The sequence below is a fragment of the Sphingomonas sp. MJ1 (PH-R8) genome, assembly GCF_048058635.1.
Taxonomy (GTDB): Bacteria; Pseudomonadota; Alphaproteobacteria; order Sphingomonadales; family Sphingomonadaceae; genus Sphingomonas.
Genome location: NZ_JBBEFX010000011.1, coordinates 61,766 through 86,451, shown reverse-complemented (window position 1 = coordinate 86,451; position 24,686 = coordinate 61,766). Strand labels below are relative to the sequence as shown.

General features: G+C 66.3%; 26 protein-coding genes and 1 tRNA gene. 18 read left to right on the top strand and 9 right to left on the bottom strand.

Translation table 11 applies throughout. The annotated features are described in order from the left end of the window. Positions 1–9: 9 nt before the first annotated feature. The 4 genes from VPH46_RS10950 to queE all read left to right on the top strand — a co-directional run bounded on the left by VPH46_RS10950 (position 10) and on the right by queE (position 2,206). Positions 10–86 (top strand) — tRNA-Met (locus tag VPH46_RS10950). A gap of 97 nt (positions 87–183) precedes the next feature. Then, positions 184–729 carry a DUF4142 domain-containing protein gene (locus VPH46_RS10945; protein ID WP_125961064.1) on the top strand — a complete coding sequence of 182 codons (546 nt, stop codon included), beginning with the start codon at positions 184–186 and terminating at the stop codon, positions 727–729. A gap of 141 nt (positions 730–870) precedes the next feature. Beyond that, positions 871–1,557 carry a 7-cyano-7-deazaguanine synthase QueC gene (gene queC / locus VPH46_RS10940; RefSeq protein ID WP_125961063.1) on the top strand — a complete coding sequence of 229 codons (687 nt, stop codon included), beginning with the start codon at positions 871–873 and terminating at the stop codon, positions 1,555–1,557. Positions 1,558–1,573: 16 nt separating this feature from the next. Then, positions 1,574–2,206, top strand: a complete 633-nt coding sequence (gene queE / locus VPH46_RS10935) for a 7-carboxy-7-deazaguanine synthase (protein ID WP_416611182.1) — start codon at positions 1,574–1,576, stop codon at positions 2,204–2,206. Between the two features lie 19 nt (positions 2,207–2,225). Here queE and VPH46_RS10930 read toward each other — a convergent pair whose 3' ends face one another. The 3 genes from VPH46_RS10930 to lipB form a co-directional block, all read right to left on the bottom strand. After that, the gene (locus tag VPH46_RS10930; protein ID WP_416611180.1) at positions 2,226–2,903 is read right to left on the bottom strand and encodes a hypothetical protein; all 678 of its coding nucleotides are present in this window, start codon (positions 2,901–2,903) and stop codon (positions 2,226–2,228) included. 260 nt (positions 2,904–3,163) lie between these two features. After that, entirely contained in the window at positions 3,164–3,439 is a 276-nt protein-coding gene (locus VPH46_RS10925) for a hypothetical protein (protein ID WP_132882164.1), read from the bottom strand. Positions 3,440–3,505: 66 nt separating this feature from the next. Continuing rightward, positions 3,506–4,213, bottom strand: a complete 708-nt coding sequence (lipB, locus tag VPH46_RS10920) for a lipoyl(octanoyl) transferase LipB (protein ID WP_416611243.1) — start codon at positions 4,211–4,213, stop codon at positions 3,506–3,508. A 63-nt stretch (positions 4,214–4,276) separates the two neighbouring features. On the opposite strand from lipB, the gene VPH46_RS10915 reads away from it, so the two are divergent. Together VPH46_RS10915 and VPH46_RS10910 are read left to right on the top strand one after the other, a co-directional pair. After that, complete coding sequence (locus VPH46_RS10915) at positions 4,277–5,110, top strand: hypothetical protein (protein ID WP_416611178.1); 834 nt, start codon at positions 4,277–4,279, stop codon at positions 5,108–5,110. Continuing rightward, positions 5,107–5,835: a hypothetical protein gene (locus VPH46_RS10910; RefSeq protein WP_416611176.1), complete on the top strand. Its 729-nt coding sequence runs from the start codon at positions 5,107–5,109 to the stop codon at positions 5,833–5,835. The genes VPH46_RS10915 and VPH46_RS10910 overlap by 4 nt, the downstream gene beginning before the upstream one ends. Here the strand turns inward: VPH46_RS10910 and VPH46_RS10905 are convergent. From VPH46_RS10905 to VPH46_RS10895, 3 genes are read right to left on the bottom strand one after another with little or no spacing between them, the layout of a single operon-like run. Then, positions 5,811–6,401, bottom strand: coding sequence for a GNAT family N-acetyltransferase (locus VPH46_RS10905; RefSeq protein WP_416611174.1), 591 nt, complete (start codon positions 6,399–6,401; stop codon positions 5,811–5,813). The genes VPH46_RS10910 and VPH46_RS10905 overlap by 25 nt on opposite strands. 4 nt (positions 6,402–6,405) lie before the next feature. Then, positions 6,406–7,248, bottom strand: a complete 843-nt coding sequence (gene hemF / locus VPH46_RS10900; RefSeq protein ID WP_416611172.1) for an oxygen-dependent coproporphyrinogen oxidase — start codon at positions 7,246–7,248, stop codon at positions 6,406–6,408. A gap of 41 nt (positions 7,249–7,289) precedes the next feature. Further along, a complete protein-coding gene (locus tag VPH46_RS10895; protein WP_416611170.1) occupies positions 7,290–7,745 on the bottom strand; it encodes a tRNA (cytidine(34)-2'-O)-methyltransferase in 456 nt (151 codons plus the stop codon). Between the two features lie 226 nt (positions 7,746–7,971). On the opposite strand from VPH46_RS10895, the gene petA reads away from it, so the two are divergent. Genes petA through VPH46_RS10875 form a run of 4 tightly spaced genes read left to right on the top strand, consistent with a single transcriptional unit; the run spans position 7,972 to position 11,298 of the window. Next, on the top strand, positions 7,972–8,553 hold the full coding sequence (gene petA, locus VPH46_RS10890; RefSeq protein ID WP_416611169.1) for a ubiquinol-cytochrome c reductase iron-sulfur subunit: 582 nt from the start codon (positions 7,972–7,974) through the stop codon (positions 8,551–8,553). 13 nt (positions 8,554–8,566) lie between these two features. Then, positions 8,567–9,871: a cytochrome b gene (locus tag VPH46_RS10885; protein WP_416611167.1), complete on the top strand. Its 1,305-nt coding sequence runs from the start codon at positions 8,567–8,569 to the stop codon at positions 9,869–9,871. Between the two features lie 15 nt (positions 9,872–9,886). Then, complete coding sequence (locus VPH46_RS10880; protein ID WP_416611166.1) at positions 9,887–10,753, top strand: cytochrome c1; 867 nt, start codon at positions 9,887–9,889, stop codon at positions 10,751–10,753. Then, positions 10,753–11,298 (top strand): adenine phosphoribosyltransferase, encoded by a 546-nt coding sequence (locus VPH46_RS10875; protein WP_416611164.1) that lies wholly within the window; start codon positions 10,753–10,755, stop codon positions 11,296–11,298. Before VPH46_RS10880 ends, VPH46_RS10875 begins: the two co-directional genes overlap by 1 nt. Here VPH46_RS10875 and VPH46_RS10870 read toward each other — a convergent pair. Continuing rightward, positions 11,295–12,203, bottom strand: a complete 909-nt coding sequence (locus VPH46_RS10870; protein WP_416611162.1) for a DMT family transporter — start codon at positions 12,201–12,203, stop codon at positions 11,295–11,297. The genes VPH46_RS10875 and VPH46_RS10870 overlap by 4 nt on opposite strands. Before the next feature lie 508 nt (positions 12,204–12,711). Between VPH46_RS10870 and cas5 the strand changes: the two genes are divergently transcribed. Then, positions 12,712–13,236, top strand: a complete 525-nt coding sequence (cas5, locus tag VPH46_RS10865) for a CRISPR-associated protein Cas5 (protein WP_416611160.1) — start codon at positions 12,712–12,714, stop codon at positions 13,234–13,236. A 46-nt stretch (positions 13,237–13,282) separates the two neighbouring features. Here the strand turns inward: cas5 and VPH46_RS10860 are convergent, their stop codons facing one another. Next, complete coding sequence (locus VPH46_RS10860) at positions 13,283–14,302, bottom strand: NAD-dependent epimerase (protein ID WP_416611158.1); 1,020 nt, start codon at positions 14,300–14,302, stop codon at positions 13,283–13,285. Beyond that, positions 14,302–15,663, bottom strand: coding sequence for a UDP-glucose dehydrogenase family protein (locus tag VPH46_RS10855; RefSeq protein ID WP_416611156.1), 1,362 nt, complete (start codon positions 15,661–15,663; stop codon positions 14,302–14,304). The genes VPH46_RS10860 and VPH46_RS10855 overlap by 1 nt, the downstream gene beginning before the upstream one ends. 414 nt (positions 15,664–16,077) lie before the next feature. Here VPH46_RS10855 and VPH46_RS10850 point away from each other — a divergent pair, with 414 nt between their 5' ends. The 7 genes from VPH46_RS10850 to VPH46_RS10820 all read left to right on the top strand — a co-directional run bounded on the left by VPH46_RS10850 (position 16,078) and on the right by VPH46_RS10820 (position 24,685). Continuing rightward, on the top strand, positions 16,078–17,469 hold the full coding sequence (locus VPH46_RS10850) for an EAL domain-containing protein (RefSeq protein WP_416611154.1): 1,392 nt from the start codon (positions 16,078–16,080) through the stop codon (positions 17,467–17,469). Beyond that, positions 17,387–19,957, top strand: a complete 2,571-nt coding sequence (locus VPH46_RS10845) for an ATP-binding protein (protein ID WP_416611152.1) — start codon at positions 17,387–17,389, stop codon at positions 19,955–19,957. Before VPH46_RS10850 ends, VPH46_RS10845 begins: the two co-directional genes overlap by 83 nt. A gap of 66 nt (positions 19,958–20,023) precedes the next feature. Next, entirely contained in the window at positions 20,024–20,416 is a 393-nt protein-coding gene (locus tag VPH46_RS10840) for a response regulator (RefSeq protein ID WP_129340476.1), read from the top strand. Between the two features lie 372 nt (positions 20,417–20,788). Continuing rightward, positions 20,789–20,995, top strand: a complete 207-nt coding sequence (gene rpsU, locus VPH46_RS10835; protein WP_125961043.1) for a 30S ribosomal protein S21 — start codon at positions 20,789–20,791, stop codon at positions 20,993–20,995. A 120-nt stretch (positions 20,996–21,115) separates the two neighbouring features. Next, complete coding sequence (locus VPH46_RS10830) at positions 21,116–21,682, top strand: FKBP-type peptidyl-prolyl cis-trans isomerase (RefSeq protein WP_416611150.1); 567 nt, start codon at positions 21,116–21,118, stop codon at positions 21,680–21,682. 318 nt (positions 21,683–22,000) lie between these two features. Further along, the gene (locus VPH46_RS10825; protein WP_416611148.1) at positions 22,001–23,410 is read left to right on the top strand and encodes an exopolysaccharide biosynthesis polyprenyl glycosylphosphotransferase; all 1,410 of its coding nucleotides are present in this window, start codon (positions 22,001–22,003) and stop codon (positions 23,408–23,410) included. A gap of 354 nt (positions 23,411–23,764) precedes the next feature. Continuing rightward, positions 23,765–24,685: a M48 family metalloprotease gene (locus tag VPH46_RS10820; protein WP_416611146.1), complete on the top strand. Its 921-nt coding sequence runs from the start codon at positions 23,765–23,767 to the stop codon at positions 24,683–24,685. Position 24,686 lies beyond the last annotated feature (1 nt).

Sequence of the window (24,686 nt, the reverse complement as noted above, 5' to 3'; positions counted from 1 at the left end):
TGCCCATGGGGCGGAGTAGCTCAGTTGGTTAGAGCAGCGGAATCATAATCCGCGTGTCGGGGGTTCAAGTCCCTCCTCCGCTACCATTTTCCCGAATAGAAGCAGTTGCGTGCGGATCGGTGTCGATCCGCTGGAACACTGTACCGCACCATCCGTTTCGCGCTCACCAATTGGGAGACGAACATGCGGAAGCTGCTGATCACGATGAGTGCACTTGCGCTGGGGGCGATGCCCGCAGCCGGCATCGCGCAGACGATGACCCCGGAACAGGTTGGGGCCGCGCCGATGAGCGGGACTCCGTCCGAGAACTACGCCGCCTGGGCGGCCGACAGCGACAAGTATGAGATCCAGTCCAGCCGGATCGCGCTGACGAAGTCCAAGAGCGACGCGACCAAGGCGTTCGCGCGCGAGATGATCGCGGATCATACCACCACCACCAAGGCGCTGATGGCGGCGCTCCCGAAGACGGAGCCCAAGGTCAAGCGCCCGCCGAGCGCGCTTTCGGAGCCGAATGCGGCCAAGATCGCGGCCCTGAAGGCGGCGGATGCCGACAGCTTCGACGCTCTCTACATGCAGCAGCAGGCCGAGGCGCACCGTGCGGCCTGGTCGCTGCACAAGGGCTATTCGACCGACGGGCAGGACCCGGCGCTGAAGCAGGTGGCGGACTCGGCCGTGCCGATCATCGAGAAGCACCTGGCGCACCTGCAGAGCGCACCGGGCGGCATGTAAGCCGCGCCAGAAGGTGACATGGAGGAGGGCTCGCCGGACCGGCAGGCCCTCTTTTTTTCGACCGGTCTACCCGGCGGAACAATGGGTTGCCGCGTCGCACGGTTGCGGCGCGACGCATCTGGGCCTAGCGGATGCGGCATCATGACCGATCAGCCTTTTGCCGTCGCCCTGGTCTCGGGCGGCCTCGACTCCATGGTTTCCGCCGCGCTCGCTCGCGAGGCGGGATACCGTCTCCTTGCCCTGTCGGTGGACTATAACCAGCGCCACCAGATCGAGCTTGCCGCCGCCGGCCGCGTCGCCGCGGCGCTGGGTGCCGACCGGCACGTGACCCTGTCGCTGGACCTTTCCGCGTTCGGCGGATCGGCGCTGACCGCCGACATCGCCGTCCCGAAGGACGGCGTCGCCCCCGGGATCCCGATCACCTATGTGCCGGCGCGCAACACCATCTTCCTAAGCCTGTCGCTCGGCTGGGCCGAGGCAGCGGGGGCGCGCGACCTGTTCATCGGCGTGAACGCGCTCGACTATTCGGGCTATCCGGACTGCCGTCCGGAGTTCATCGCCGGCTTCGAACATCTGGCGGCCCTTGCGACCAAAGCCGGGGTGGAGGGCGAGGGGTTCAAGATCCACGCGCCGCTCCAGCACATGACCAAGGCCGACATCGTGCGTGAGGGCACCCGGCTGGGCCTGGACCTGGGCATCAGCTGGTCCTGCTATGACCCGCAGGGCGACCTTCACTGCGGCCTGTGCGACAGCTGCCGCCTGCGCTCGAAGGGTTTCGAGGAAGCAGGCGTGCCGGACCCGACCCGCTATGCCACCGCTGCGGCCTGAGCGGGGCGTTGATATCGTGAGCTATGCCGTCAAGGAGATGTTCCTGACGTTGCAGGGCGAGGGCGTGCACGCCGGTCGCCGGGCGGTGTTCGTGCGCTTTGCGGGGTGCAACCTGTGGAGCGGGCGCGAGGTCGACCGTGCCAGCGCCATCTGCCGCTTCTGCGACACCGATTTCGTCGGAACCGATGGCGAGGGCGGGGGGAAGTTCGCCGATGCGGCGGCACTGGTCGCGGCGGTCGAGGGCTTTTGGGGGCCGGGCACCGAGCGCCGCTTCGTCGTGCTGACGGGCGGGGAGCCCATGCTCCAGATCGACGATGCGCTGGTGGAGGCGCTGCACGCGGCCGGCTTCACCATCGCCATCGAGAGCAACGGCACGATCGCCGCGCACCCGGGGATCGACTGGGTATGTATCAGCCCCAAGGCGGGCAGCACCGTCGTGCAACGCAGCGGCGATGAACTGAAGCTCGTGTGGCCGCAGGCGGGCCTGAGCCTGGAGGAGATCGAAGGCTGGAACTTCGCCAACTTCCTGGCCCAGCCGCTCGACGATCCCCAGGCGGATGCGAACCGGGAAGCGGCGGTCGCGCTCGTGCTCGCCCGGCCGAAATGGCGCCTGTCTCTCCAGACGCACAAGCTGCTCGGGCTGCGGTAATCCGCAGCCCGGATCCGGATCAGCCGAGCAGCGGGTAGGCGCCGCAGCGCCTGTCCTGCCAGATGCCCTTCTTCCAGCACTTCGGCCGGGTGAGCGGCTCCATGTTGGTGAGCGAGCGCTGATAGAAGCCGCCGGGGAACTGCTGCTCGCTCGAAGGAACGAGGCTGTTGCGGAGCTTGCGCATGTGCTGTTCCGCAAGCGCGCCGAACTGGCCCTTGGGGGTGAACACCGCCTCCTGGCCGATCTCGCCCGCCGCCTGGCAGAAGTTGAGCTGGGCCGACACGGTCGAGAAGCTCGAGTAGACACGCGTGCCGAACTGGTCGAGCGCGTTCTGCCCTTCCTTTTTGGTCTTGGCGTTGCGCTCGAAGTACTTCGCCAGAGTCTCGTAGCTGCGCTTCAGCTCGTCCGCATGGGTGTCGAGCAGGTCGTTGTAGTTGTTGAGCGTCAGCAGGGTGGGCTCGAACTGGCACTGGAGCGCGGCGACGTTGAGGCCCGCGCGCAGGTTCCAGGCCAAGGCCGCGCGCAGTTCGTCACCGGTCGCGCCGGGAAGCGCCTGGACGGTGATGCCGGGCTCGGTGCCGGTCACGCGCGCACCCGACAGCTCAGGCGACTTGAAGAAGAACTGCGCGGAAGCGGGGGCGGCGTAGGTTGCCGCCGCAAGGGCCGCGCCGGCGATCAGGGTTCGCACTGACTTCATGGGATCCTCTCACGCGCCGATGCGGCGCCACGAGGAGGGGTTACGGGGTTTTGGCGTGCGTCGCCAAGACCCTTTTTGCGCGTCGCCGACGATATGCAATCCGCAGCCAGCTGCTTGGGATTCAACGGAATCTTCAGGCGGCGGCTTGCTGCGCTGCGGCAGCTGAGCAGGGCGCCTCCCAGGCGGCCCCGATCGACCAAAAAACAAAGGCCGCCCGGTCGCCCGGACGGCCTTTGCTGAACAGACGCCGAAGCGTCTGATTACATCGCGTTGGTGGTCGCGGTGGTGTCGTTGCCCAGCGCGGTGTCGTTCGCGAGCATCGTGTCGTTCGCGAGCATCGCGTCGTTGCCCATGGCGCCGTCAACGGCGGTCATGTTGTCGGTCATCGTGCCGTCGAGCGAGGTGTCGGTCGAGTTCAGATCGGTCACGATGGTGTTGTCCGTGGTGGTCTCGGCCGAGTCGCCGCAAGCTGCGACCATCAGCGCCGCACCGGCGACCATCGAGCTGGTAACGATCTTGGAAATGATTGCGCGCATGTAGAGCTCCCTAAACAAGTGGTTTGGCGGCTTATCTGCCGTTTAATACCCAACCGGGGATGGACATTAGTCGGTTCGCGGGCAGCCCTCAAGCGGGTTTTCGCGCGATGCGGTGAGTGACGCCAGCAACGTCGGAAATTCCAGCAAAAGTGCCGCGTCGAAGCTTTCCTGGCGAGCATCCCGCCCAAGCTGTTCGAGACTGGTTACTGGGAATTCGGGAAGGCCGCACGGCACGATCCCGCCGAAGTGCGTGAGGTCCGGAGACAGGTTGACCGAAAAGCCGTGGAAGGTGACCCAGCGCCGCACGCGGACACCGATGGCGCCGATCTTCGCCTCCTGCCCCCCGTCGCGCGTCCAGATGCCGATCCGCTCGGGCACCGAGAACGCCTCGACCTCCAGCCGCGCGAGGGCGCGGATGACCCATTGCTCCACCGCATGGACGAAGCAGCGGACGTCGCGGCCGCGCTGGGCGAGGTTCAGCATCAGGTAGCCCACCCGCTGGCCTGGGCCGTGATAGGTGTAGCGGCCGCCACGGCCTGCCGGATAGACCGGGAAGCGCGGGTCGAGCAGCTCGGCCGGATCGGCGCTGGTTCCTGCGGTGTAGAGCGGCGGATGCTCGACCAGCCACACCAGTTCGCCGGCCGTACCATCGGCGATCGCGGCTGCCCGCGCCTCCATGGTGGCCAGCGCCTTGGGATAGTCGGTGAGACCCGGCTCGATGCGCCATTCCGGCAGTATGGGTCGGGGCAAGGGGGGAGTATCGGGGGTAAGCATTGGCAAGCCCCGGTAGCACAGGTACAGCCACGCGTCATGCAACCAGTGGGGAATGGGGCGCCGATGCGGGCCATGGTCGAGATGGAGCAGGTGTGGGATCGCACCGCTGCATTCCTCCGCGCACGTCGCGCCACCCTGGTCGCGTTGGCGCTGCCGGCACTGTTCGTGCCCGCTGTGATCGGCGGGCTGGCCGAAGCCGCTGCTGCGCAGGACGTCGGCGCATCGGGCGGGATCTGGATGCCGGTGCGCCTCGTGGCCGGGCTGCTGATGCTATGGGCCGAACTCGCGATCCTCGCCCTGGCCGTCGGGCTCGAAAGTCCGCGCGCGGCGCTTCGGCAGGCCGGGTTGCGCCTGCCGGTGGTGATCGGCTTCGCCCTGCTGGTGACCGCGATGCTGCTGCTGCTGGCGATGCCGGCGGTGGCGATCCTGGTGGCCTATGGCTTTGACTTCGTGGCCGCGGCGGCGGGCGAAACCGTGACCCCGAGTGTCGCCGCGGCGGCATGGATTGCGCTCTACGCGCTGGTGCTGATCCCGTTGCTGCTGTGGGTCGCCGCACGGCTGAGCCTCTTGCCTCCGGTTATCTTGCAGGAGCGGCGCGGGCTGGGCGCGATCGCGCGCACCTTCACCCTTACGCACGGCCTCGCCGCCAAGATCATCGGCATGTTCCTGCTCTATGGGATCGTCTCTACGGTGCTCACGGCTGCGACCCAGTACGCGGGCGGCACCGTTCTCGCGCTGATCTTCGGCAGCGACGATGGCCTTGGCGTGGCGTCCGTGCTGACGCTGCTGCTCACCACCCTGGTAGAAACGGCGCTCGCCGTGATGCTGTGGGTGTTCACGGGCAAGCTCTACCTTGCGGCACGCGAACGACAGGACGGAACGGCGGCACATCGATGAAGCTGAATATGGCTGCCGTGGTCGGCGGCGCGTGGACCCTTTGGCGGCGGGAACGTGCGCTGCTGTTGCCGCTGGCGGGTGTGTTTCTGGTGGTGCCGACGATGGCGGCGACCATCTGGATGGTCGTGCCGGAGGTTCCGGACCCGGCAGCGCCGGCGGACGCCGCCACGTTGCTCCAGTCCATGCAGGCCTATCTCTACGCCAACTTGCACTGGCTGCTGTTGCAGACCCTTCTTGGCCTGTTCGGCACCGGCACGATCCTGGCGCTGTTCCTTGATGCGAGCCGGCCCACGGTTGCAGGTGCGATGGGCGTGGCGCTGCGGCGGTTCCCGGCGCTTCTGCTGGCCCAGATCGCATGCCAGTTCGCCGTGGTGCTCGGGCTGATGGCGTTTCTGCTGCCAGGGCTCTACGCCGTCGGCCGGATCTTCCTGATCCCCGCCGCGATCGTCGCCGAGCCGCGGCGCAATGCGCTCGATGCCATGGCGCGCGGCCTCCAGCTTACCGCCGGCAACGGCTTCGCCCTGCTCGGGCTTCAGGCGGTCTTCTACTTCGCAGCGCAGATGGTGGTAGCGCTGGGCAGCGCGTTTACGTCCGCAGGACAGGGGAACGATGTCGCGGTGGCCCTGGGTGCGCTCGTCGCCGGCATCGCGAACGGCGGGATGACGCTCGCCTATGCCCTGTTGCGCGTCTCCGCCTATGCTCAGGCGAGCGGCAGCCGCGGATAATGCGGCGCCGCGTCGGGCGACAGGATGCCCGATGCGCGCGGATCGGCGAAGGTCTCGACGGTCCGCTTGAACGGCACGAACCCGCTCTTGCGATAGAAGCCCAGCGCACGCGGGTGGTCGAGCGTGCAGGTGTGGACCCACAGCCGCTCGACGTCCTTGCGCCAGGCGAGGGTCAGCGCCTGCGCCATCAGCCATCGGCCCAAGCCGCGGCCCACTAGCTCCGGGACCAGCGCGAAGTAGGACAGCTCGCACTCGCCTGCGCGTCGGTGGTCGAGTTCCAGCATCCCGACCTCGATCCCGCGCGGATCGACCACGGCGTACACCGAGATGCCCGGATCGTGGAGGATCGCGCGCAGGCGATCGTCGTCCATCACCAGCCGCGAGAACCACAGCCACGGCTCGCCTACCCGGCGGAACAGCGCCCGGTATTTGGCAAGATCCGGTTCTCGCCAGTGGACGAGCCGGAGCGGCGCGTCCGGCAGCGGGCACAGCGGCGGCCGCGCCCGCATCTCAAGCGAGGTGACGATCGTGGCGACCTCGTCGGGGCGGACCGGGATCAGCCCCACGGGATCAGCTCCAGCTCGCCATCGGCGGCAGGCTCATCAGGATCGCGTCGATGTTGCCGCCGGTCTTCAGGCCGAACAGGGTGCCGCGGTCATAGACCAGGTTGAATTCGGCATAGCGGCCCCGCCACTCGAGCTGCCGGACGCGATCTGCGTCGGTGAAATCCTGGTTCATCCGGCGGCGCACCAGGGCCGGGTAGATCGCGAGGAACGCCTCGCCCACATCGCGGGTGAAGGCGAAGTTCGCATCGAAGTCGCCTTCCAGATGGTCGTAGAAGATGCCGCCCACCCCGCGGTGCACGTTGCGATGGGGGATGAAGAAATAGTCGTCCGCCCACTTTTTGAACCGCAGATAGTGGTCGGGATCGTGCCGGTCGCACGCGGCTGCCAGCGTCTGGTGGAAGTCGGCGGTGTCCTCGTCATAGGGGATCGGTGGGTTGAGGTCCGCTCCGCCCCCGAACCAGCGCTTGGTGGTGACCAGGAAGCGCGTGTTCATGTGCACGGCGGGCACGTGCGGATTCGCCATGTGCGCGACGAGGCTGATGCCGGTCGCGAAGAAGGCCGGGTTCTCCGCCGCGCCATGGATGGACTGGGCGAAGCCGCCCTCCAGCGTGCCGGCAACCGTGGACACGTTGACGCCCACCTTCTCGAACACGCGCCCCTTCATCAGCCCGCGCACGCCACCACCGCCATGGCCGCCCGCCCAATCGACGCGGTCCCATGGGCTGTAGTCGAAGCGCGCATCCGACCCGGCTTCGCGCTCGATCGCTTCGAATTCGGCGCAGATCCGGTCGCGCAGGTGCTCGAACCAGGTACGCGCGGCAAGCTGTTGAGAATCGAGAGGTTCCATCGCGACGGCTTAGCTTCGCCCCCCGCGCGAAGTCGAGAGCCTCAGCGGAATGCCGGCCAGCCGCCGGTCTGGCGCAGCGCCTCGCCCACCACCATGGCGCCGGCGACGGCGACGTTCAGCGAGCGCATCTCGGGGCGCATCGGAATGGCGACTGCGAGATCGGCAGCCGCATGCACCGCCTCCGGCACGCCGGAGCCTTCGGAACCCAGCAGCAGCGTATCGCTTGCGTCGAATCGCGCACTCGGCAGCGGCACCGCACCGCGGGTGGTGAGCAGCACGAGGCGGCCGGGCAGCTGCGCGCGGAATGCTTCCCAGTCGACGTGGCGCACCACCGACGCCTGCGCCGCATAGTCCATGCCGGCGCGTGCCAGCGCACGGTCGCTCCACGGGAAGCCCATCGGCTCGATCAAGTCGATGCTCACGCCGAGGCAGGCACCCAGCCGGAGGATGGTGCCGACATTTCCGGCGATGTCGGGCTGAAACATTGCGATCCGCACCGCACGGCTTTGCCCTGCCTCAAACTCTTGCGCAACGATGCCGTGTAGAGGCGGCGCGCAGGCAGTAGCGCGGGGGCGGTTGGCAAAGTGACGCCCCCACGTCTATCACGTTGCGGAGGCGCCGGAGATCAAGGCTACTTGACGCAGCCGAATAGATGGCAAGGCTGCCTGTAATTCTCTGAGGCGCGTTCGCGCCGAATGGTTTGGGTGCAGGGGCAAATAGCGCATGGCGACAATAGACGAGGTTCCCCCCGGCGGAGCGACCGGCTCGCATGAAGATGTGATCGAGAATGCCCGCCGACGCGATTATCTATCCATTGGCGCGGTGGCATTTGCAGGGGTGGGCGTGGGCGTGATCGCCCTGCCGCTCATCAATCAGATGAGCCCCTCGGCGGACGTGCTGGCGCTTTCGACCACGGAACTCGACCTGTCGGCGATCGAGCCGGGCCAGGCGATCAAGGCCTCGTTCCGCAAGCAGCCGCTGTTCGTGCGCAACCTCACCCCGCAGGAGATCGAGGCCGCCAACAAGGTGCCGCTGTCGGACCTGCGCGACCCCCAGTCGCTCGCCGAACGGACGAAGGAGGGGAAGGCCAACTGGCTCGTGACGCTCGGCGTGTGTACCCACCTGGGCTGCGTTCCGCTGGGCGCGGGCGAGGGCGAGAACAAGGGTCCGTTCGGGGGCTATTTCTGCCCGTGCCACGGCTCCGCCTACGACACCGCCGGTCGCATCCGGCAGGGGCCGGCACCGACGAACCTCTCGGTGCCCGACTATTCGTTTACGTCCGACACCACGATCCTGGTCGGCTGAGGAGAGACACGCGATGAGCTTTCCCTGGGCCCAGCATTATGCGCCAAAGCACCCGCTGATGCAGTGGGTGGACAGCCGCCTGCCGCTGCCGCGCTTCGTCTACAACGCGATCGGCGGCGGGTATCCCGTGCCCCGCAACCTCAACTACTTCTGGAACTTCGGCATCCTCGCGGGTGCCGCACTGATGATCCAGATCGTCACCGGCGTCGTGCTGGCGATGCATTATGCCGCCAACGGTGCGGTCGCGTTCGATTCGGTCGAATCGATCATGCGCGACGTCAACGCCGGCTGGTTCCTGCGCTATGCCCACGCGAACGGCGCCTCGATGTTCCTGGCGGTGGTCTATATCCACATCTTCCGCGGGCTCTATTACGGCTCGTACAAGGCGCCGCGCGAGATGGTGTGGCTGCTGGGCGTCGTCATCTTCCTGCTGATGATGGCAACCGCCTTCATGGGCTATGTGCTACCCTGGGGGCAGATGAGCTTCTGGGGCGCGCAGGTGATCACCGGCTTCTTCTCGGCGATCCCGGGCGTGGGCGAGACCATCCGCATCTGGCTGCTGGGCGGCTATGCGCCGGACAATGCCGCGCTCAACCGCTTCTTCTCGCTCCATTATCTGCTGCCGTTCGTGATCCTGGGGGTCATCATCCTCCACATCTGGGCGCTGCATATCCCCGGTTCGGGCAACCCGACCGGCGTGGAGGTGAAGGCCGAGCAGGATACGATTCCGTTCCATCCCTATTACACCGCCAAGGACGGTTTCGGCCTGGGCGTGTTCCTGATCGTGTTCGCCGCCCTGCTGTTCTTCGCGCCCAACTATCTGGGCCACGCGGACAACTACATTCCGGCGAACCCGCTCTCGACGCCTGCGCACATCGTGCCGGAATGGTATTTCTGGCCCTTCTACGCGATCCTGCGCGCGTTCACCGTGGACTTCATCATCCCGGCGAAGCTGTGGGGCGTGCTGGCGATGTTCGGCTCGATCCTGCTGCTGTTCTTCCTGCCGTGGCTCGATCGCTCGCCGGTGCGTTCGGCGAACTTCCGCCCGGTGTATCGCACGCTGTTCTGGGTGCTGGTGCTCGACGTGCTGGTGCTGGGCTTCTGCGGCGGTGCGCCGGCGGAACCGGCCTACATCATCGCGAGCCAGATCGCGGCGGCCTATTACTTCCTCCACTTCCTGGTGCTGGTGCCGATCGTCTCCGCCTTGGAGCGTCCGCGCCCGCTGCCGAACTCGATCACCGAGGCGGTGCTGGAAGGAAAGAGCGGCTCTCGCATGCGCGAAACTGCAGTGACCGGCGCGCCGGCCGCGGCCGAATAAGGGGCATCGACTTTCATGATCTCTTCCCTTTTCCGGTTGGCGTTGCGCAACCTGAACATCCTGATCGGTCTGGCATTCGCGGGCGTGCTGATGCTCGCGCTGATCACGACCGTCTACGGCCTGGTCACCGAGCCTGCCGCACCGACTGCGGAGCATGAGTTCCACCGCGAGCACAAGCCGCTCAAGCTGGCGTCGGACGGGCCGTTCGGGCGCTTCGACCGCCAGCAGCTCCAGCGCGGCTTCCAGGTCTACAAGGAAGTCTGCGCCGCCTGTCACTCGCTCCGCCTGGTCGCGTTCCGCAACCTGGAGGACCTCGGCTACAACGAGGCCGAGGTGAAGGCGATCGCCACCCAGTGGGCGATCCAGCAGCCGAGCATCAACCCGGAAACCGGCGAGACGGCGACCCGGGCCAACATCCCGTCGGACCGCTTCCCGCTGGCCTTCGCCAACGACGTCGCCGCGCGGGCTGCGAACAACAACGCGATCCCGCCCGATCTTTCGCTGATCACCAAGGCGCGCGAGGGCGGGGCGGCGTACATCTATTCGCTGCTGACCGGCTATCAGAACCAGCCCGCGGAACTGGTGCACGAGTTCCCGGGTGCGAAGACGCCGGAAGGGTTGCACTACAACCCCTACTTCCCGAACCTCAACATCGCGATGCCGCCGCCGATCACCAGCAACGACCAGGTGACCTACCAGGACGGCACGCGCGCGACGATCGATCAGATGGCCAAGGACGTCTCGGCGTTCCTCGTCTGGACCGCGGAGCCGAACCTGGAGACGCGTCACCAGGCGGGATTGGCGACGATCCTCTTCCTGGTGATCTTCACGCTGCTAACCTTCGGCGCCTATCGCAACATCTGGCGGGGCGTGAAGCATTGATGACGACTGAGAGCGCCGCCGAAGCGATCCGGCGGCGCATCCGGACGATCCCGGACTTCCCGAAGCCCGGCATCCAGTTCCGGGACATCACGACCCTGCTGCTCGACGCCGAGGGATTGCGCCTAGCCGTCGAGCAGATGGTCACCTCGGTCGAAGGGCCGATCGACCTGGTGGCGGGCATCGAGGCGCGCGGCTTCGTCTTCGCGCCGGCCGTCGCACTTGCACTCGGCGCGGGCGTGCTGTTGGTGCGCAAGGATGGCAAGCTGCCCGGCGCGACCATCGCCGAGGACTATGCCCTCGAATATGGCACCGACCGCATCACCATCCATGCCGATGCCTGCGCGCCCGGTGCGCGGGTGCTGCTGGTCGACGACCTGATCGCCACGGGTGGCACCGCACGCGCGGCGGTGCGGCTGCTGCGCAAGGCGGGCGCCACCGTCACCCAGGCAGCCTTTGTGATCGACTTGCCGGACTTGGGTGGTGCCGACGCGCTGCGCGGGGACGGCATCACTGTCCGCAGCCTCGTGGCGTACGACGGGGACTAGGCGTCCTCGACCGCGCTGGCGGCAGCGACCTTCTGCCGCCCCAGCCGGTGCTCCCGCCAGACGATGAACAGGCCGCTCACGACGATCACGGGTGCGCCGATCCAGGTCGCGGATCCCGGGAGCAGGCCGAACAAGAGCCAGCCGTAGAGCGTCGCCCAGGCCAGGCCCGAATAATCCATCGGCACCACGACGGCGACCGGCGCATGGCGCAGGGCGGCGGTGAGCGCGATCTGGCCCATGCCGCCGACCAGCCCGATCGACACCAGGATAGCCCAGGTCGCGGCGTCATGCGGCTTCAGGTTGAACGCGTAGAGCAGCGCAAGCGGCGGAAGCGACAGCAGCGAGAACCAGAACACCGTGGTTCCGCTGTTCTCCGTCCGCCCGAGCTGGCGTAGCAAGATGGCGACGATCGCGACGAACAGCGCGGCGAGGAGCCCGACGACCGCGCCGAAGGGCGTGACAGGGTGCCCTGCACCGGGCTGAGCGACGATCAGCACCCCCGCAAAGCCCACCAGCACGGCGCTCCACCGCTGCCAGCCGGTCGGCTCGCGCAGGATCACCGCGCCGAGGATCGTCGCAAAGATCGGCACGGTGAACTGAAAGGTGGTCGCCTCCGCCAGCGGCAGCAGCAACACCGAGCCGAAGGTGAACACCATGCCGAGGAGCCCGACTGCCGAGCGGCCCAGATGGGCGCCGAAGCGCCGGGTGCGCAGCGTCGCAAGGCCTGGTCCCATCGCCACGAAGGCGAAAACCACCGGCAACGCGCAAAACTGGCGCCAGAACATGGTCTCGAACAGCGTCGCGCCCCGCATCTCGGCGAGCTTCACCAACGCCGACATGGTCGAGAGGAAGAAGATCGCGAGCAGCCGCAGGCCCACGCCCTTGAGGATGGTATCGCCCGGCATGCCGCGGCTGTAGGTGGCGGAGGAACGGGGCACAACCGCGGCGGGTGAGCGGCCCGACGGTTCCCCTCTTGTGAGGCTGCGTTTAGTGTGCCGCTCCAGGAACTGGCGAGCGGGGTCGGCGGGCTCGCGGGGGCGCCAGGCCCGGGCGCTGGGGTGACCGGGGGACCGGGCGTCCGCGGCTTGCGCATTCAAGCTGAAGCTTCAGGCTCGGAATGACCGACAGGGGAATCTCGAGCTTCGCTTTCCAAGACATTGCTTCCCCCCCAAATCTTCAAGGCTACGCATCCATCTCGGAGGAGTGATTTGCACGGCTCATCCGGTACGGAGATAGTGCAGGGTAGAGGCGCGCGTTGCACCTCAAAGAGTGTCCATACTGGAACGAGTACGCTTAAGATCCCATTGGCATGTGAAAACTCCCGCCGATGTGGAGGTAGATCAAATCGCTGATCGTGGCGCGCCCGTGCACAAAGCGCGAACGATTGAATCACGATAGCTGTTGGGGCGCAGAGTGCAGTTCAGGTTGCTGGTGTCCGGTGCGCTCGCCTGCTTCCCGCGGCCGGAATTCAGCGACGCCCTTGTCAGCTATGACATGATCACGCCCATTGCAGCGCTGGGGCTCATCGAGAGGATTCACTGGAAGCCGGCCATCCGCTGGCGCATCCGGGCGATCCATCTGCTCGCGCCCGTTCGCGCGGTCGACCTGGTGGGACCAAGGGGCGTCATGCGGGCGCTGGAGGCACCGCGTTGGGCCTTGGACTTTGGCTTCGACCTGACCCTGCGCGCCGGACCGCGGGACAGCATCGACGCGCATGAGTCGATGTTTCTTCGCAAAGCCCGTCGTCTGGATCCCGAAAGCGGCTATCTCGGGCTGCTCGAGCTTCCGGCGACCCTGAAGCTCGCTTCCGTCGATACCTCGCTGGACAGCGCCTTCGATGGCCCGGCGCAACTGGATCTGGGTTGGCTGCCGTTCGAGCGGGTCCCGAAGGATCCCCGCCGCTTTCGTTACTTCCGGGCGCGGCCGTCGACGGGATAGTGACGCTCCCGCGGCAGGGCGAGGGGGTGTTCAGCTGAGACTGGGATTAGGCCGCCACCTGTGCCCGCCACTCCCGGTACCATTCGACGAACCTCGCCACGCCGGTTTCGATCGGCGTGTCGGGCGTGTAGCCGGTGAGCGCGTGCAACAGCGTCGGATCCGCATAGGTGCGCGGCACGTCGCCGGCCTGCATGTCCATCATGTTGAGCTTGGCACTGCGGCCGGTCGCATGCTCGACGGTCCGGATGAAGTCCATCAGCGGGGTAGGCTGGCCGCCGCCGATGTTGACCGCCCGGAACGGCGCCTCGTGGGAGAGCGTGTCGATCGCTGCCTCGCCGATGACGCGGTTCTCTTCTGCGGGAGGGATGTCCGCAAGCCGCACCACCGCCTCGATCAGATCGTCGACATAGGTGAAGTCCCGCGCCATCTGGCCGTGGCCGTATACGTCGATCGGTCGGTCGTTCAGGATCGCGTCCGTGAACTTGAACAGCGCCATGTCGGGCCGGCCCCACGGCCCGTAGACCGTGAAGAAGCGGAACATGGTGCTCGGAACCCCGAACAGATGGGCGTAGCTGTGCGCCATCGCTTCCATGCCCTTCTTGGTCGCCGCATAGAGGCTCAGCGGTTCGTCCGCGCGGTGGGATTCGCTGAACGGCACCGTCGGGTTCGCGCCATAGATCGACGAGGTCGATGCCATCAGCAGATGCTGTGGCTGGAGCGCGCGCGCGAGTTCCAGCACGTTCCAGGAGCCGGTCAGATTGCTTTCGACATAGGTGCCGGGCGCCTCGATCGAATAGCGCACGCCCGCCTGGGCAGCGAGGTGGATGATCACCTCCGGCTCTGCGATCTCGGCGGCCTGATAGAGCGCGGACCGGTCCTCCAGCATCCCTTCCACCATGCGGAACCGGTCCGACCGGGCGAGCACGGCGTTGCGGGCCTGCTTCAGGCGCACGTCATAATAGCGCGTCATCCCGTCGAAGCCGGTGACGTCGTGCCCGTCCGCCAGCAGGCGGCGCGCCAGATGGAACCCGATGAACCCGGCGGTGCCGGTGATCAGGTACCGCATCAGTCGACGGTCGCTTCCGCGGGGGCCGCCTCGTTGGCGGTCGCTGGCTTCGGATGTCCCGGGCGGCCCACACCGCAGTAGGTGAAGCCGGCCGCCTCCACCGCTTCGGGGCGGTAGATGTTGCGCAGGTCGACCAGCACCGGCTGCGCCATGATGCGGCCCAATCGCTTGAGGTCGAGTGCGCGGAAAGCGTCCCATTCGGTGACGATCACGACCGCGCAGGCACCCTCTGCGGCGGCGTAGGCCGAATCGGTGTAGACGATGTCCGGCATCAGCGTGCGGGCGGCCTCCATCCCCTCCGGATCATAGGCGCGCACGGTGGCGCCGGCATCCTCGAGCACCTGGACGATCGCAAGCGCGGGCGAATCGCGCATGTCGTCGGTGTTGGGCTTGAAGGTGAGGCCGAGCAGCGCGATCGACTTGCCGCGGACATCGCCGCCCAACGCGGCAATCACCTTGCGCGCCATCGCGCGCTTGCGCGTGTCGTTCACGGCGACCGTGGTCTCGATGAGCCGCACCGGTGCTTCGTAATCCTGCGCCGTCTTCACCAGCGCCAGCGTGTCCTTGGGGAAGCAGGATCCGCCATAGCCCGGGCCTGCGTGCAGGAATTTGGATCCGATCCGGTTGTCGAGGCCGATGCCGCGCGACACGTCCTTCACGTCCGCACCGACCTTTTCGCACAGGTCGGCGATCTCGTTGATGAAGGTGATCTTCATCGCAAGGAAGGCGTTGGCGGCGTACTTGATCAGCTCGCTGGTGCGCCGGCCGGTGAACAGGACCGGCGAACGGTTGAGGAACAGGGGGCGGTAGACCTCTTCCATCGGCGCGCGCGCACGCTCGTCCTCGATGCCCACCACGATGCGGTCCGGCCGCTTGAAGTCCTCGATCGCCGCACCCTCGCGCAGGAACTCGGGGTTGGAGGCGACCGCGAACTCGGCGTCCGGGTTCACCTCGGCGATGATGCGCTCGACCTCGTCGCCCGTGCCGACGGGCACGGTCGATTTCGTGACGACGACGGTGAAGCCCTTGAGCGCCGCGCCGATCTCCCGCGCGGCGGCATAGACATAGGAGAGGTCGGCGTGGCCATCGCCACGACGGGACGGGGTGCCGACGCCGATGAACACCACGTCCGCCTCCGCCACTGGCGCCGCCAGTTCGGTGGTGAAGGAGAGGCGACCGGCCGCGACATTGCGCGCGACGAGCTGGTCCAGGCCCGGCTCGTAAATGGGAATGCCGCCGGCACGCAGCTTGGCGATCTTCGCCTCGTCCTTGTCGACGCAGACCACGTCGTGACCGAAATCGGCGAAGCAGGCCCCGGACACCAAGCCGACATATCCCGATCCGATCATGACAATGCGCATTGCGTGCTCTTCCTTACTGCCGGGTAGCCGCCGTTTTGGCGGAGCCGAGGCGTATCACGGTCCTGGCACATATGGCCGAACGCAGCGGCAGGGAAGCGTGGATTGGTTCGGATTCCATGAGGTGCGGGCAGGCGCCGCGCCTATCTGCCGGATCGCTGACACAGCAAAAAGGCCGCCCAGGAGTGCCCTGGGCGGCCTTTTGTATTCCAGGCTGCGAGCAGCCGGCCGTGATCAGTACGGACGGATGTCGTCGCCGTAGCTCTTCCGGAAGAAGGCGAAGATCTCGAACAGCATTGATGGTCTCCTCGGCTGGTTCGCAATCCCCTTAACCCTAATTTAACCCTAATGCAACCTTAACCCTCTTTGGAGCGCCATTAACTCGTCCTTCAGTCCTATGTGAGACGAGGGTGCGCCATGATGCCGCTCTCGCTCACCCCCGTGTCGCCCCTCGGTGGCTTCGGCTTGCCTGGTGAAAGGCGCGAGCTGTCCGGGGCGGAGATCGAGCAGGGTTCCACGGCGGTTGCTGCGAATTCAGGTGCTGCCGAAGCTTCATGCGTAAGGGCGTCCGAAACCTTGCGAATTTTGCTGCTGGCCGAGATTGCCAACTTCACGCTGCTCCGGCGGCATCTTGGTGTCACGCGAAGCGAAACGATCGTTGCCGAGCTGGTCGATCGCTGCGCCCAAATCCTCCCAGGCGCGCGGAGCCGCTCTTCGTCCGACAGGCTCGTCGCCATCGAGTTTGAGGCGGCGTCCCTTGAGGATGCGGAGGCTGCGGCTGCTCGGCTACAGCAGGGTTTTGCAGAGCCCTTCAACTTGGACCGGGAAACGCATGCCATTCGGCTGCGAATCGGCGGTGCCGCTGGACGCAACTGCGACTGTGAGGAGGTCCAACTCGCCGAGTGGGCGGAGAAAGCCCTTGCCGAAGCCCGGGCTGAAGGACGGGACATCATTCGCGATGTTGCCTCGACGCACTTAGGTGTCGATCCGCTCGAGCTCATCCACGAATTGCCCCGCGCACTTCGAGAAGGAGAGATCTTTCTCCAGTATCAGCCAAAGGTGCGTGTGAGGCAGCAAGAGGTTGCGAGCGCGGAGGCACTGGTGCGGTGGCGGCATCCGACTCGCGGGTTGGTTCTGCCGGGTGAGTTCATCCAGGCGGCCGAGCAGAGCCGCGGGATTGGCGCGCTGACGCTCTGGACCCTCGAGCAGGTACTCCGCGACCAGCGCATGCTCGCGCAGGCCGGCTACGACATTCCGATCTTTATCAACATCTCGGGCGTGCTGCTGGCAGATGCGGGGTTCGTCGATCAGGCTTGTGCCAGGCTCGGAGACCATGGCGCCAAGATCGGCTTCGAGATCACTGAAACCGCAGTGATCCGGGACCCTGAAAGTGCCATCCGCCACTTGCAGCGCTTTGCCGACATCGGGGTGGTGATCGCGATCGACGACTATGGTGCCGGCCTTTCGTCGCTCGCTTATCTGAAGCAGTTGCCCGCCAGCGAGCTCAAGATCGACAAGCTTTTCGTCACGCAGCTGACCAGCAGCAACCGGGATCCATTGATCGTGCGCTCCACGATCGATCTCGCCCATGCGCTGGATATGGAGGTCACGGCTGAAGGCGTGGAGACGCCGGCCGCGATGGCCCTGCTCAGCGTCATGGGCTGCGACTTGGTCCAGGGGTATCTCATCAGCCGCCCCGTGGAGATCGACGCGTTCCGCCAGTTTCTTGAAGAAGACGAGCATCTCAAGGCGCTTGATGGGCAGCGCTTCTCCTTCCTGCGTTCCGACAGGCTGTGGAAGAGCGCCTGAAGTGAGGTGGCACTTAGCGGTCGGGCCGGGGGAGCGTGGCTTCAAGTCCGCATTGGGTTGTCGCGGAGCGCCTATTCTCTTGCTGCTCTCGTCGACGGCAACCTTAGCCGCGACTAACGGGCAGGATGTCGACGGGCTTGCCGCCGCAGCGGCCGCGAACGTGGTCTTCGACCCCGCCGGGGCGCTAAACCTTGCCGAGCGAGCAGAGCGGGAACTGCGCACGACGGCCGACCCTTCGCCCAGTTTGCACGCGCGGGTGTATGCCGTGCAAGCCGATGCCGCAGAGCGGCTAGGGCAGACGGCCCGGAGCCGCTTGCTTGTCGAGCAGGCGCTTGCGATCCTGGGGGACGCGTCCAATCCGAAGCTCAGGGGCGACTTGCTACTGACCCGCGGCGCCGTAAACACGACGCAAGGCGCAGTTTCAGCCGCACTTGCGGATTTTCAAAATTCCTATCGGTATTTCGTAGAGGCGAAGGATCGGCGTGGCCAGGCTATCGCGCTTACCCACCTGGCATCCCTCTATCGCGAGGGCGGCGATTTCGGCGGCGCGCACCGCTATTATCAGCAAGCTTTAGAAACAAGGCCGCCGGCGAGCGTCGCTTTCGCGATCTACAACGGTCTCGGCAATGTGCTCACCGAGATGAGTCGGTACTCGCAGGCTTCCGCTGCATTTGAGCGGGCGCTTCAGTACGCGCCGCGGGAAAGCGCTGCCGTCCGAGCTCGGATCCTGGCCAACATGGCGCGGGCACAGCTCAACGGCGGAAACTTGACGGCAGCAACTCGAACGGCGGCTGAGGGAATGCGGCTCGTAGCCCGTTCGGACGCGGCAGAAGTGCTGCCCCAGATCTACAGCGTTTCCGCGCGGGTGGAGCTGGAGCGCGGCAATCTGGTCCGCGCCCGGACCCTCATCGAGCGAAGCTTCGACGGAGTCCCGCCGACGGAAACCACCCTGGCGATGCGCGACAACCACCTTGTGGCGGCCCGGATCTACCAGCGCAGCGGGGAGCCCGAGAAAGCCGTCGAGCATCTGCTTGCGCTGCGCCGGCTGGACGAGCAGGCGCTGGAGATCGCCACCTCTGCGAAGGCGGCGCTGATGGGGGCACGCTTCGACTTCCAGAACCAGGAATTGCGCATCGCGCGCCTCAAGGCCGAGGAACTGCGTCGGAACGTCGAATTCGAACGCTCGCGTACGCGCTTCCAGCAGATCCTGTTCGGCGGCATCGCTGCCGCTGTTGCGCTCCTGATCGGCCTGCTGACCTTCGGCCTGATCACGATACGCCGCAGCCGCAACGAGGTGCGCGCCGCCAACGTCGGCTTGGGCATCGCCAATGCATCGCTGGAAAAGGCGCTCGCCGCAAAGACGGAGTTCCTGGCAACGACCAGTCACGAGATTCGCACGCCGCTCAACGGCATCCTCGGCATGACCCAGGTCATGCTCGCCGATCCGGCGCTGGAACCTGCCACGCGCGAGCGGGTGAACATCGTGCACGGAGCCGGCATGCGGATGCGCGGCATGGTCGACGACATCCTCGACGTCGCCAAGATGGAGAACGGCAACTTCACGATCGACACGACCACCGTCGATCTGCCCGCCACCCTGAAGGAGGCCACTAGGCTTTGGGAGGAGCAGGCGCAGGGGAGGGGGATCGCTTTCTCCCTGGAGTGCGCCGATGTGCCGCAATGGATCGAAAGCGATCCGACGCGGCTCCGCCAGATCGTCTTCAACCTGCTTTCCAACGCGCTGAAGTTTACCCATGCCGGCAGCATCGCGGTCCGGGCGACCGTGGTGGAAGGCGATGGTGCCCGACACTTGCAGATCGCCGTCCGCGATACCGGGATCGGTATCCCCGCGGACAAGCACGCGCAGATCTTCGAATCCTTCCGGCAGGTGGATGCCGGCACGACTCGCCAGTACGGCGGCACCGGCCTGGGGCTCACCATCTGCCGCAACCTTGCGGTCGCGCTCGGCGGGACGATCCGGGTGGAAAGCGTGGAGGGCGTGGGTTCGACCTTCACCGTCGTCCTGCCTCTGGTGGAGGCGCCGGCACCGGCGATGGCCGATGGCAGTGCCGGGGCGGCGGCCGGCATGCTGGTGATCGATCGCAACCCGATCGTGCGCGGCATGATGCGCACGCTGTTCGCGCCGCATGTCCTCGAACTGCGCTTCGCGGCTAGCGTCGAAGAAGCGCTCGACGAACTCGCAAAGGGCGGGATCGCGCGAGTGCTGATCGACGAGGCCGCGTTGGAAGCCGACACGGACGATCCAAAAGCTCGGGTGGAGCCGATCGCAAGCGCCGCCCGGGCCGCCGGCGCGACGACCACGATCCTCTGGCCCAACCTGGACGAGCGCACGCGCGCGGCGTTGGAGGCAGCGGGGATGGACCAGGTAATCGGGAAGCCGATCTCGGGCGCGCGGCTCGTGCAACTGCTCTTCGCGACGAAACGCAGGAATCCGGGCGATTCGGCCCTTGTTTCATGCGCGGCATAGCGCAATAGCCTTGGACACCATGCCCCCGCTGCTTACCCTCGCCATGCCCTTCAGGATCCGGGGGCGATGAACATTCTGTTTGTCGAAGACGATGCCATGAATCGCCGGGTCGTGCGCGACATGCTGGACGTCGCCGGGGCCACCATGGCGGAAGCAGATCGGGCCGAAGAAGGCCTGCGCCGGATCGATGAGGAAGACTTCGACGTGGTGCTCGTCGACCTGCGCATGCCCGGCATGGACGGGCTCGAGGCGATCGGCCGTATCCGGGCCCGCGAGGATGCCAAGCGTGACCTGCCGCTGATCGTCGTGACCGCCGACACGGCGCTCGACCTGCGTGAGCGCTGCATCGCCGCGGGGGCCGACGAGGTGCTGTTCAAGCCGGTCGCCATGGAGGCGCTGTTCGATGCGATCGGCCGCATCCTCGCGAGCAAGTCCGACGAAGACGCCATTCTCTTCTGACCTCCAGCCGCGGTAGCAGGGTTTCCCGCTGCGGAAGGCAAGGTGCCATGCGACCCGTCGCCGTCAGTGCCGGCCTCCACGGGTACGAGAGTCTGCGGGCAGCCTGTCGACTCCGTGGCCCCGGACCCGCATGGCTGCAGGGCGCACCAGTAGCCATGCCAGCAGGTCGGCGATGGCGTGTTTTTCCAGCGCTGGGGTTATGATCCCGCACGGCAGCGGACCTCTCGACACTCCGCTGCGCAGCGACGGTCGAAACAAGGGAAAAAGGTTGAACGCGGCGCCCCGCGCTGGTAGGGGCAGCGCATACCGCCGCGGCCTGCGCTCCGGCGACCTTTTGCTATTGCACGAAACGAATCGGAGTTAGACGGCCTCATGCAAATCATCGTCCGCGACAACAACGTCGACCAGGCTCTGCGCGCGCTCAAGAAGAAGCTGCAGCGCGAAGGCGTGTATCGCGAGATGAAGCTTCGTCGTCATTACGAGAAGCCGAGCGAGAAGCGCGCTCGCGAGCGTGCGGCTGCCGTGCGTCGCGCCCGCAAGCTCGAGCGCAAGCGCGCGGAGCGTGACAACGCCCGGTAAGATTTCGCATCCGGCGCCCGCACTCGGGTGCCGGATGTTGCTGCCTGTTCGGGTTTCCATCCTTCTTCATCGCCGTCGCGGCGCCGGTACGCGCCCCTGACATAAGCGGGATCGCTGTTCATGTCCGTCACTGCCGTCCCGCTCCAGCCCGTGAAGCGTCGCTACCTCGTCTGGCTCTGGATTGGCATTGCGCTGATCGTTGCGGCTGCGGCGGCGCTTGCGTGGGCCGGAACTCCGCACAGCAAGGTGACCGAGTCGGGTCTCCGCTACGAAATCATCGAACCGGGTACGGGCCCCGCGCCCACGGACGATGACGTCGCGCTGATCAACTATGTCGGCAAGCGTCCGGACGGTAGCGTGTTCGACCAGAACCAGCAGACTCCGATGCCGGTGCGCGGCGTGGTTCCAGGTTTTGCCGAAGCGCTGAAGATGATGCCGAAGGGGTCGAAGTACCGCTTCTGGATCCCGCCGCACCTTGGCTATGGCGCGCCGCGGCCCGCGGGTGCCCCGCCGCTCACGGGTGAACCGGCAGAACTGGCAAAGATCACGCTCCAGTTCGATGTCGAGCTGCTCGACTTCATCCCGGAGGCGGTGCTGCGTCAGCAGATGATGCAGCAGATGATGCAGGGCGGCGGCGCCGGTGGTGCGATGCCCGGCGGCGGCGCACCGGAAGGTTCCGGCCGCTAAGCCTCTGCGGAGCGCGGGCCTCGGTCCGCGCGCACGCTCCCGAGTTTCCAAGGCCCGGCACGCCACACGGCATGTCGGGCCTTTTGCTGTTGGTGCGTTGCGCTTCCTCGTTCTTGCGGAGCTTCACCATTCCGGGTGCGGCGCGACAGTGAAGTTCCGGCACTGGCAACTATGGGCGAAGTACCCGCCCGCCGGGGACTCGACCTGGGACGTGTTATGCTTCCGAACTGGATTAGTACGACCGGCGCGCTTCTTGAGTTAACCATGTAATGCTTCCTATAACCTGCCGGTGGCCGTATTCAGGCCGGGGGTTAGGGGATGAGCGGAGAGGCCGATCCATGGGTGCTGCCATCCGGCCCGGTCCCCACCGCGGGCCGGCGGGTCATGCGTTGGCAGCCCTCGCGCGGTGTCCTGCGAACTCGCCTGCTCTTGTTCCTGAGCTTGCTCGATCTCGTGGTGATCCTCGGCAGCTTCCTGTTCGTCGGAGCGCTACACAGTTCCGGGGGGGCTCAGCAGGGGCTGGTGATCGGGCTTGCGATGCTCTCGATCTATTTCCTCTCCGCCTTCAGCAGCGGGGCCTTTGCCGTCTCCGTGATCGACCGCAGAAGCAGAGGGGTAGCCTGCGCCCTTCGTTCGATGCTGTTCGCAGCAGGGGCGGTCCTGTTCACCGCCTTCTACCTGCGGGCAAGTGCGGATTTGTCGCGGGTCATCGTTGCAGGCGGCACACTCGTCAGCCTTGCTGCCCTGGCGGTCGCGCGGAGTTTGTTCCTCCGCAACGCGCGCCGCATCATCGGCGGCAACCCGTACAACGTGGTGCTTCTTTCGGACGGAGGGGCGTTTCGCAGGACCGGCGCGGGCGAATACTCGACCATCCTGGCAGCTTCTAGCTTCGAGCCAGGACGGCACGATCCTATGATGTACGATCGTCTCGCCGTGGCCCTGCAGAAGGCGGACCGGGTCGTAGTCGCCTGTTCTGCCGAGCGGAGGCACGCGTGGGTGCATGCGCTGCAAGGGGCAAATGTGCAGGGGGAGGTGCTGACCCCCGAGCTGACGGCTTTGGCTCCGCTGGGCGTGGCGCACTTCGGTGAAGATCCGACCCTGATCGTTGCGAAGGGGCCGCTCGGGGTGGAGGAGAGGCTCGTCAAGCGCCTGTTCGACATCGCGGTCGCCTGCGGCGCGCTGCTGCTGCTGGCGCCGATATTCGCAGTGATCGCGCTGGCGATCCGGATGGAGTCGCCGGGCCCTGTGTTGTTCGTTCAACGCCGGATCGGCCGCGGGAACCGGATGTTCCACATGCTGAAGTTTCGCAGCATGCGCCCGGAGCGGTGCGACGAAGACGGAAGCGCCTCCACCACACGGGATGATGACCGGATCACGCGCGTCGGGCGATTGCTCCGCCGCACCAGCCTCGACGAGCTGCCGCAGCTGGTGAACGTCCTTGCGGGGAATATGTCGATCGTCGGCCCTCGGCCGCATGCGCTGGGGTCGCGTGCGGAGGATCAGCTGTTCTGGGAAATAGACGACCGCTACTGGCATCGGCACGCGGCGAAACCGGGGCTGACCGGCCTGGCGCAGGTGCGTGGCTATCGCGGCGCCACCAACCACCGGAGTGACCTGGTCAACCGGCTGCAGGCCGATCTCGAGTATCTACATGGTTGGACGATCTGGCGGGACATGCTGATCGTCGCGCAAACCGTCCGAGTGCTCGTACACCGAAACGCATACTAAGGGTGTGGACGGAATTCAGCCAATAACTGGCGGTGGCGAGATGCACCGTGTCGATAGAGGGTGCTGCAGTGAAATGGAACTGAGAAAGGTGGGCTCCAGAAGCAGTCAATCCAGAACCTTCAGCCGAATTGATAAGGCAGGAAGGGATGGCTGTTAGTCTATTGAAACGATACTCCGCCAAGACACTTGTGCGGCAAAAGTGTGCTCAGCCATAGCGACTCATATCCGAGGCAGTTTTCCGCGCGTCCGTAAGACGCATTAGAAGAGGGCATGCCTCGCATCTCTCCGGCCTTGCTTGTCCTTGTGCTCGCGTTTGCGACACCGGCCGCTGCAGTCCCCGTCTTTGCACCTGCCGTGTCCGCGAGCGAGGACCTGCTGGCACTGCGCACGCTAGATCGGCGGATGGAGACGGTCGGCTATCGCCTGGCGGCGCGTGCCGCGCATTTATGCCCCGACAAGGCGCCGCTGCCCGGCTTCCTGCTGCACGACATCAGCCAGTACGGCGGATCGGATCGCGCGGAGGTGCGCACCACCTTCGGAATCGGCAATGCCCCATCGGTGCTGGCGCTGGCGCCAGACAGCCCCGCCGCGCGCGCGGGGCTTCGCGAAGACGACGGAATCGTCGCGATCGACGGCCGACGGGTGCCCGAACTGCCGAGCGGCACGAGCGGGACCTTCACGCGCCTGCTGGCGGTGACGGACCAGCTCGAGAAGGCGCTGGCGAGCGGGGAGGTTACGCTGACGGTCGAGCGGAACGGCGCGCGGCAGGAGATCCGGTTCAGCCCGGAACAGGGATGCCCGTCGCGCTTCCAGACCCGACCGTCGGAGACGCTCGATGCCCGCGCGAACGGCGATTATGTCGAAGCGACAACCGCGATGGTCGCCTATGCTGGGGATGATGCCGAGCTTGCAGCCGTGCTGGGGCACGAGATGGCGCACAACATCCTGAAGCACCGCGCCCGCCTCAACGCCGCTGGCATACAGCGGGGCCTGCTCCAGCAGTTCGGGCGCAACGCGCGGCTGACCCGCAACACGGAGGTCGAGGCGGATCGGTTCGGCGTGTACCTGATGGCGCACGCCGGCTTCGATCCGCAGGCGGCGGTCCGTTTCTGGGAACGCTATGGCCGGGAACATGGTGCCGGCATCTTTCGCGCGGCAACGCACCCGAGCGAACGTCGTCGCATCGAGATCATCAAGGCCGAGATCGCCCGCATGCAACGCCTGGAACAGGCCGGGCAGGAGCCGCTGCCCGATCTCGGCAGCCAGCCGAACTAGC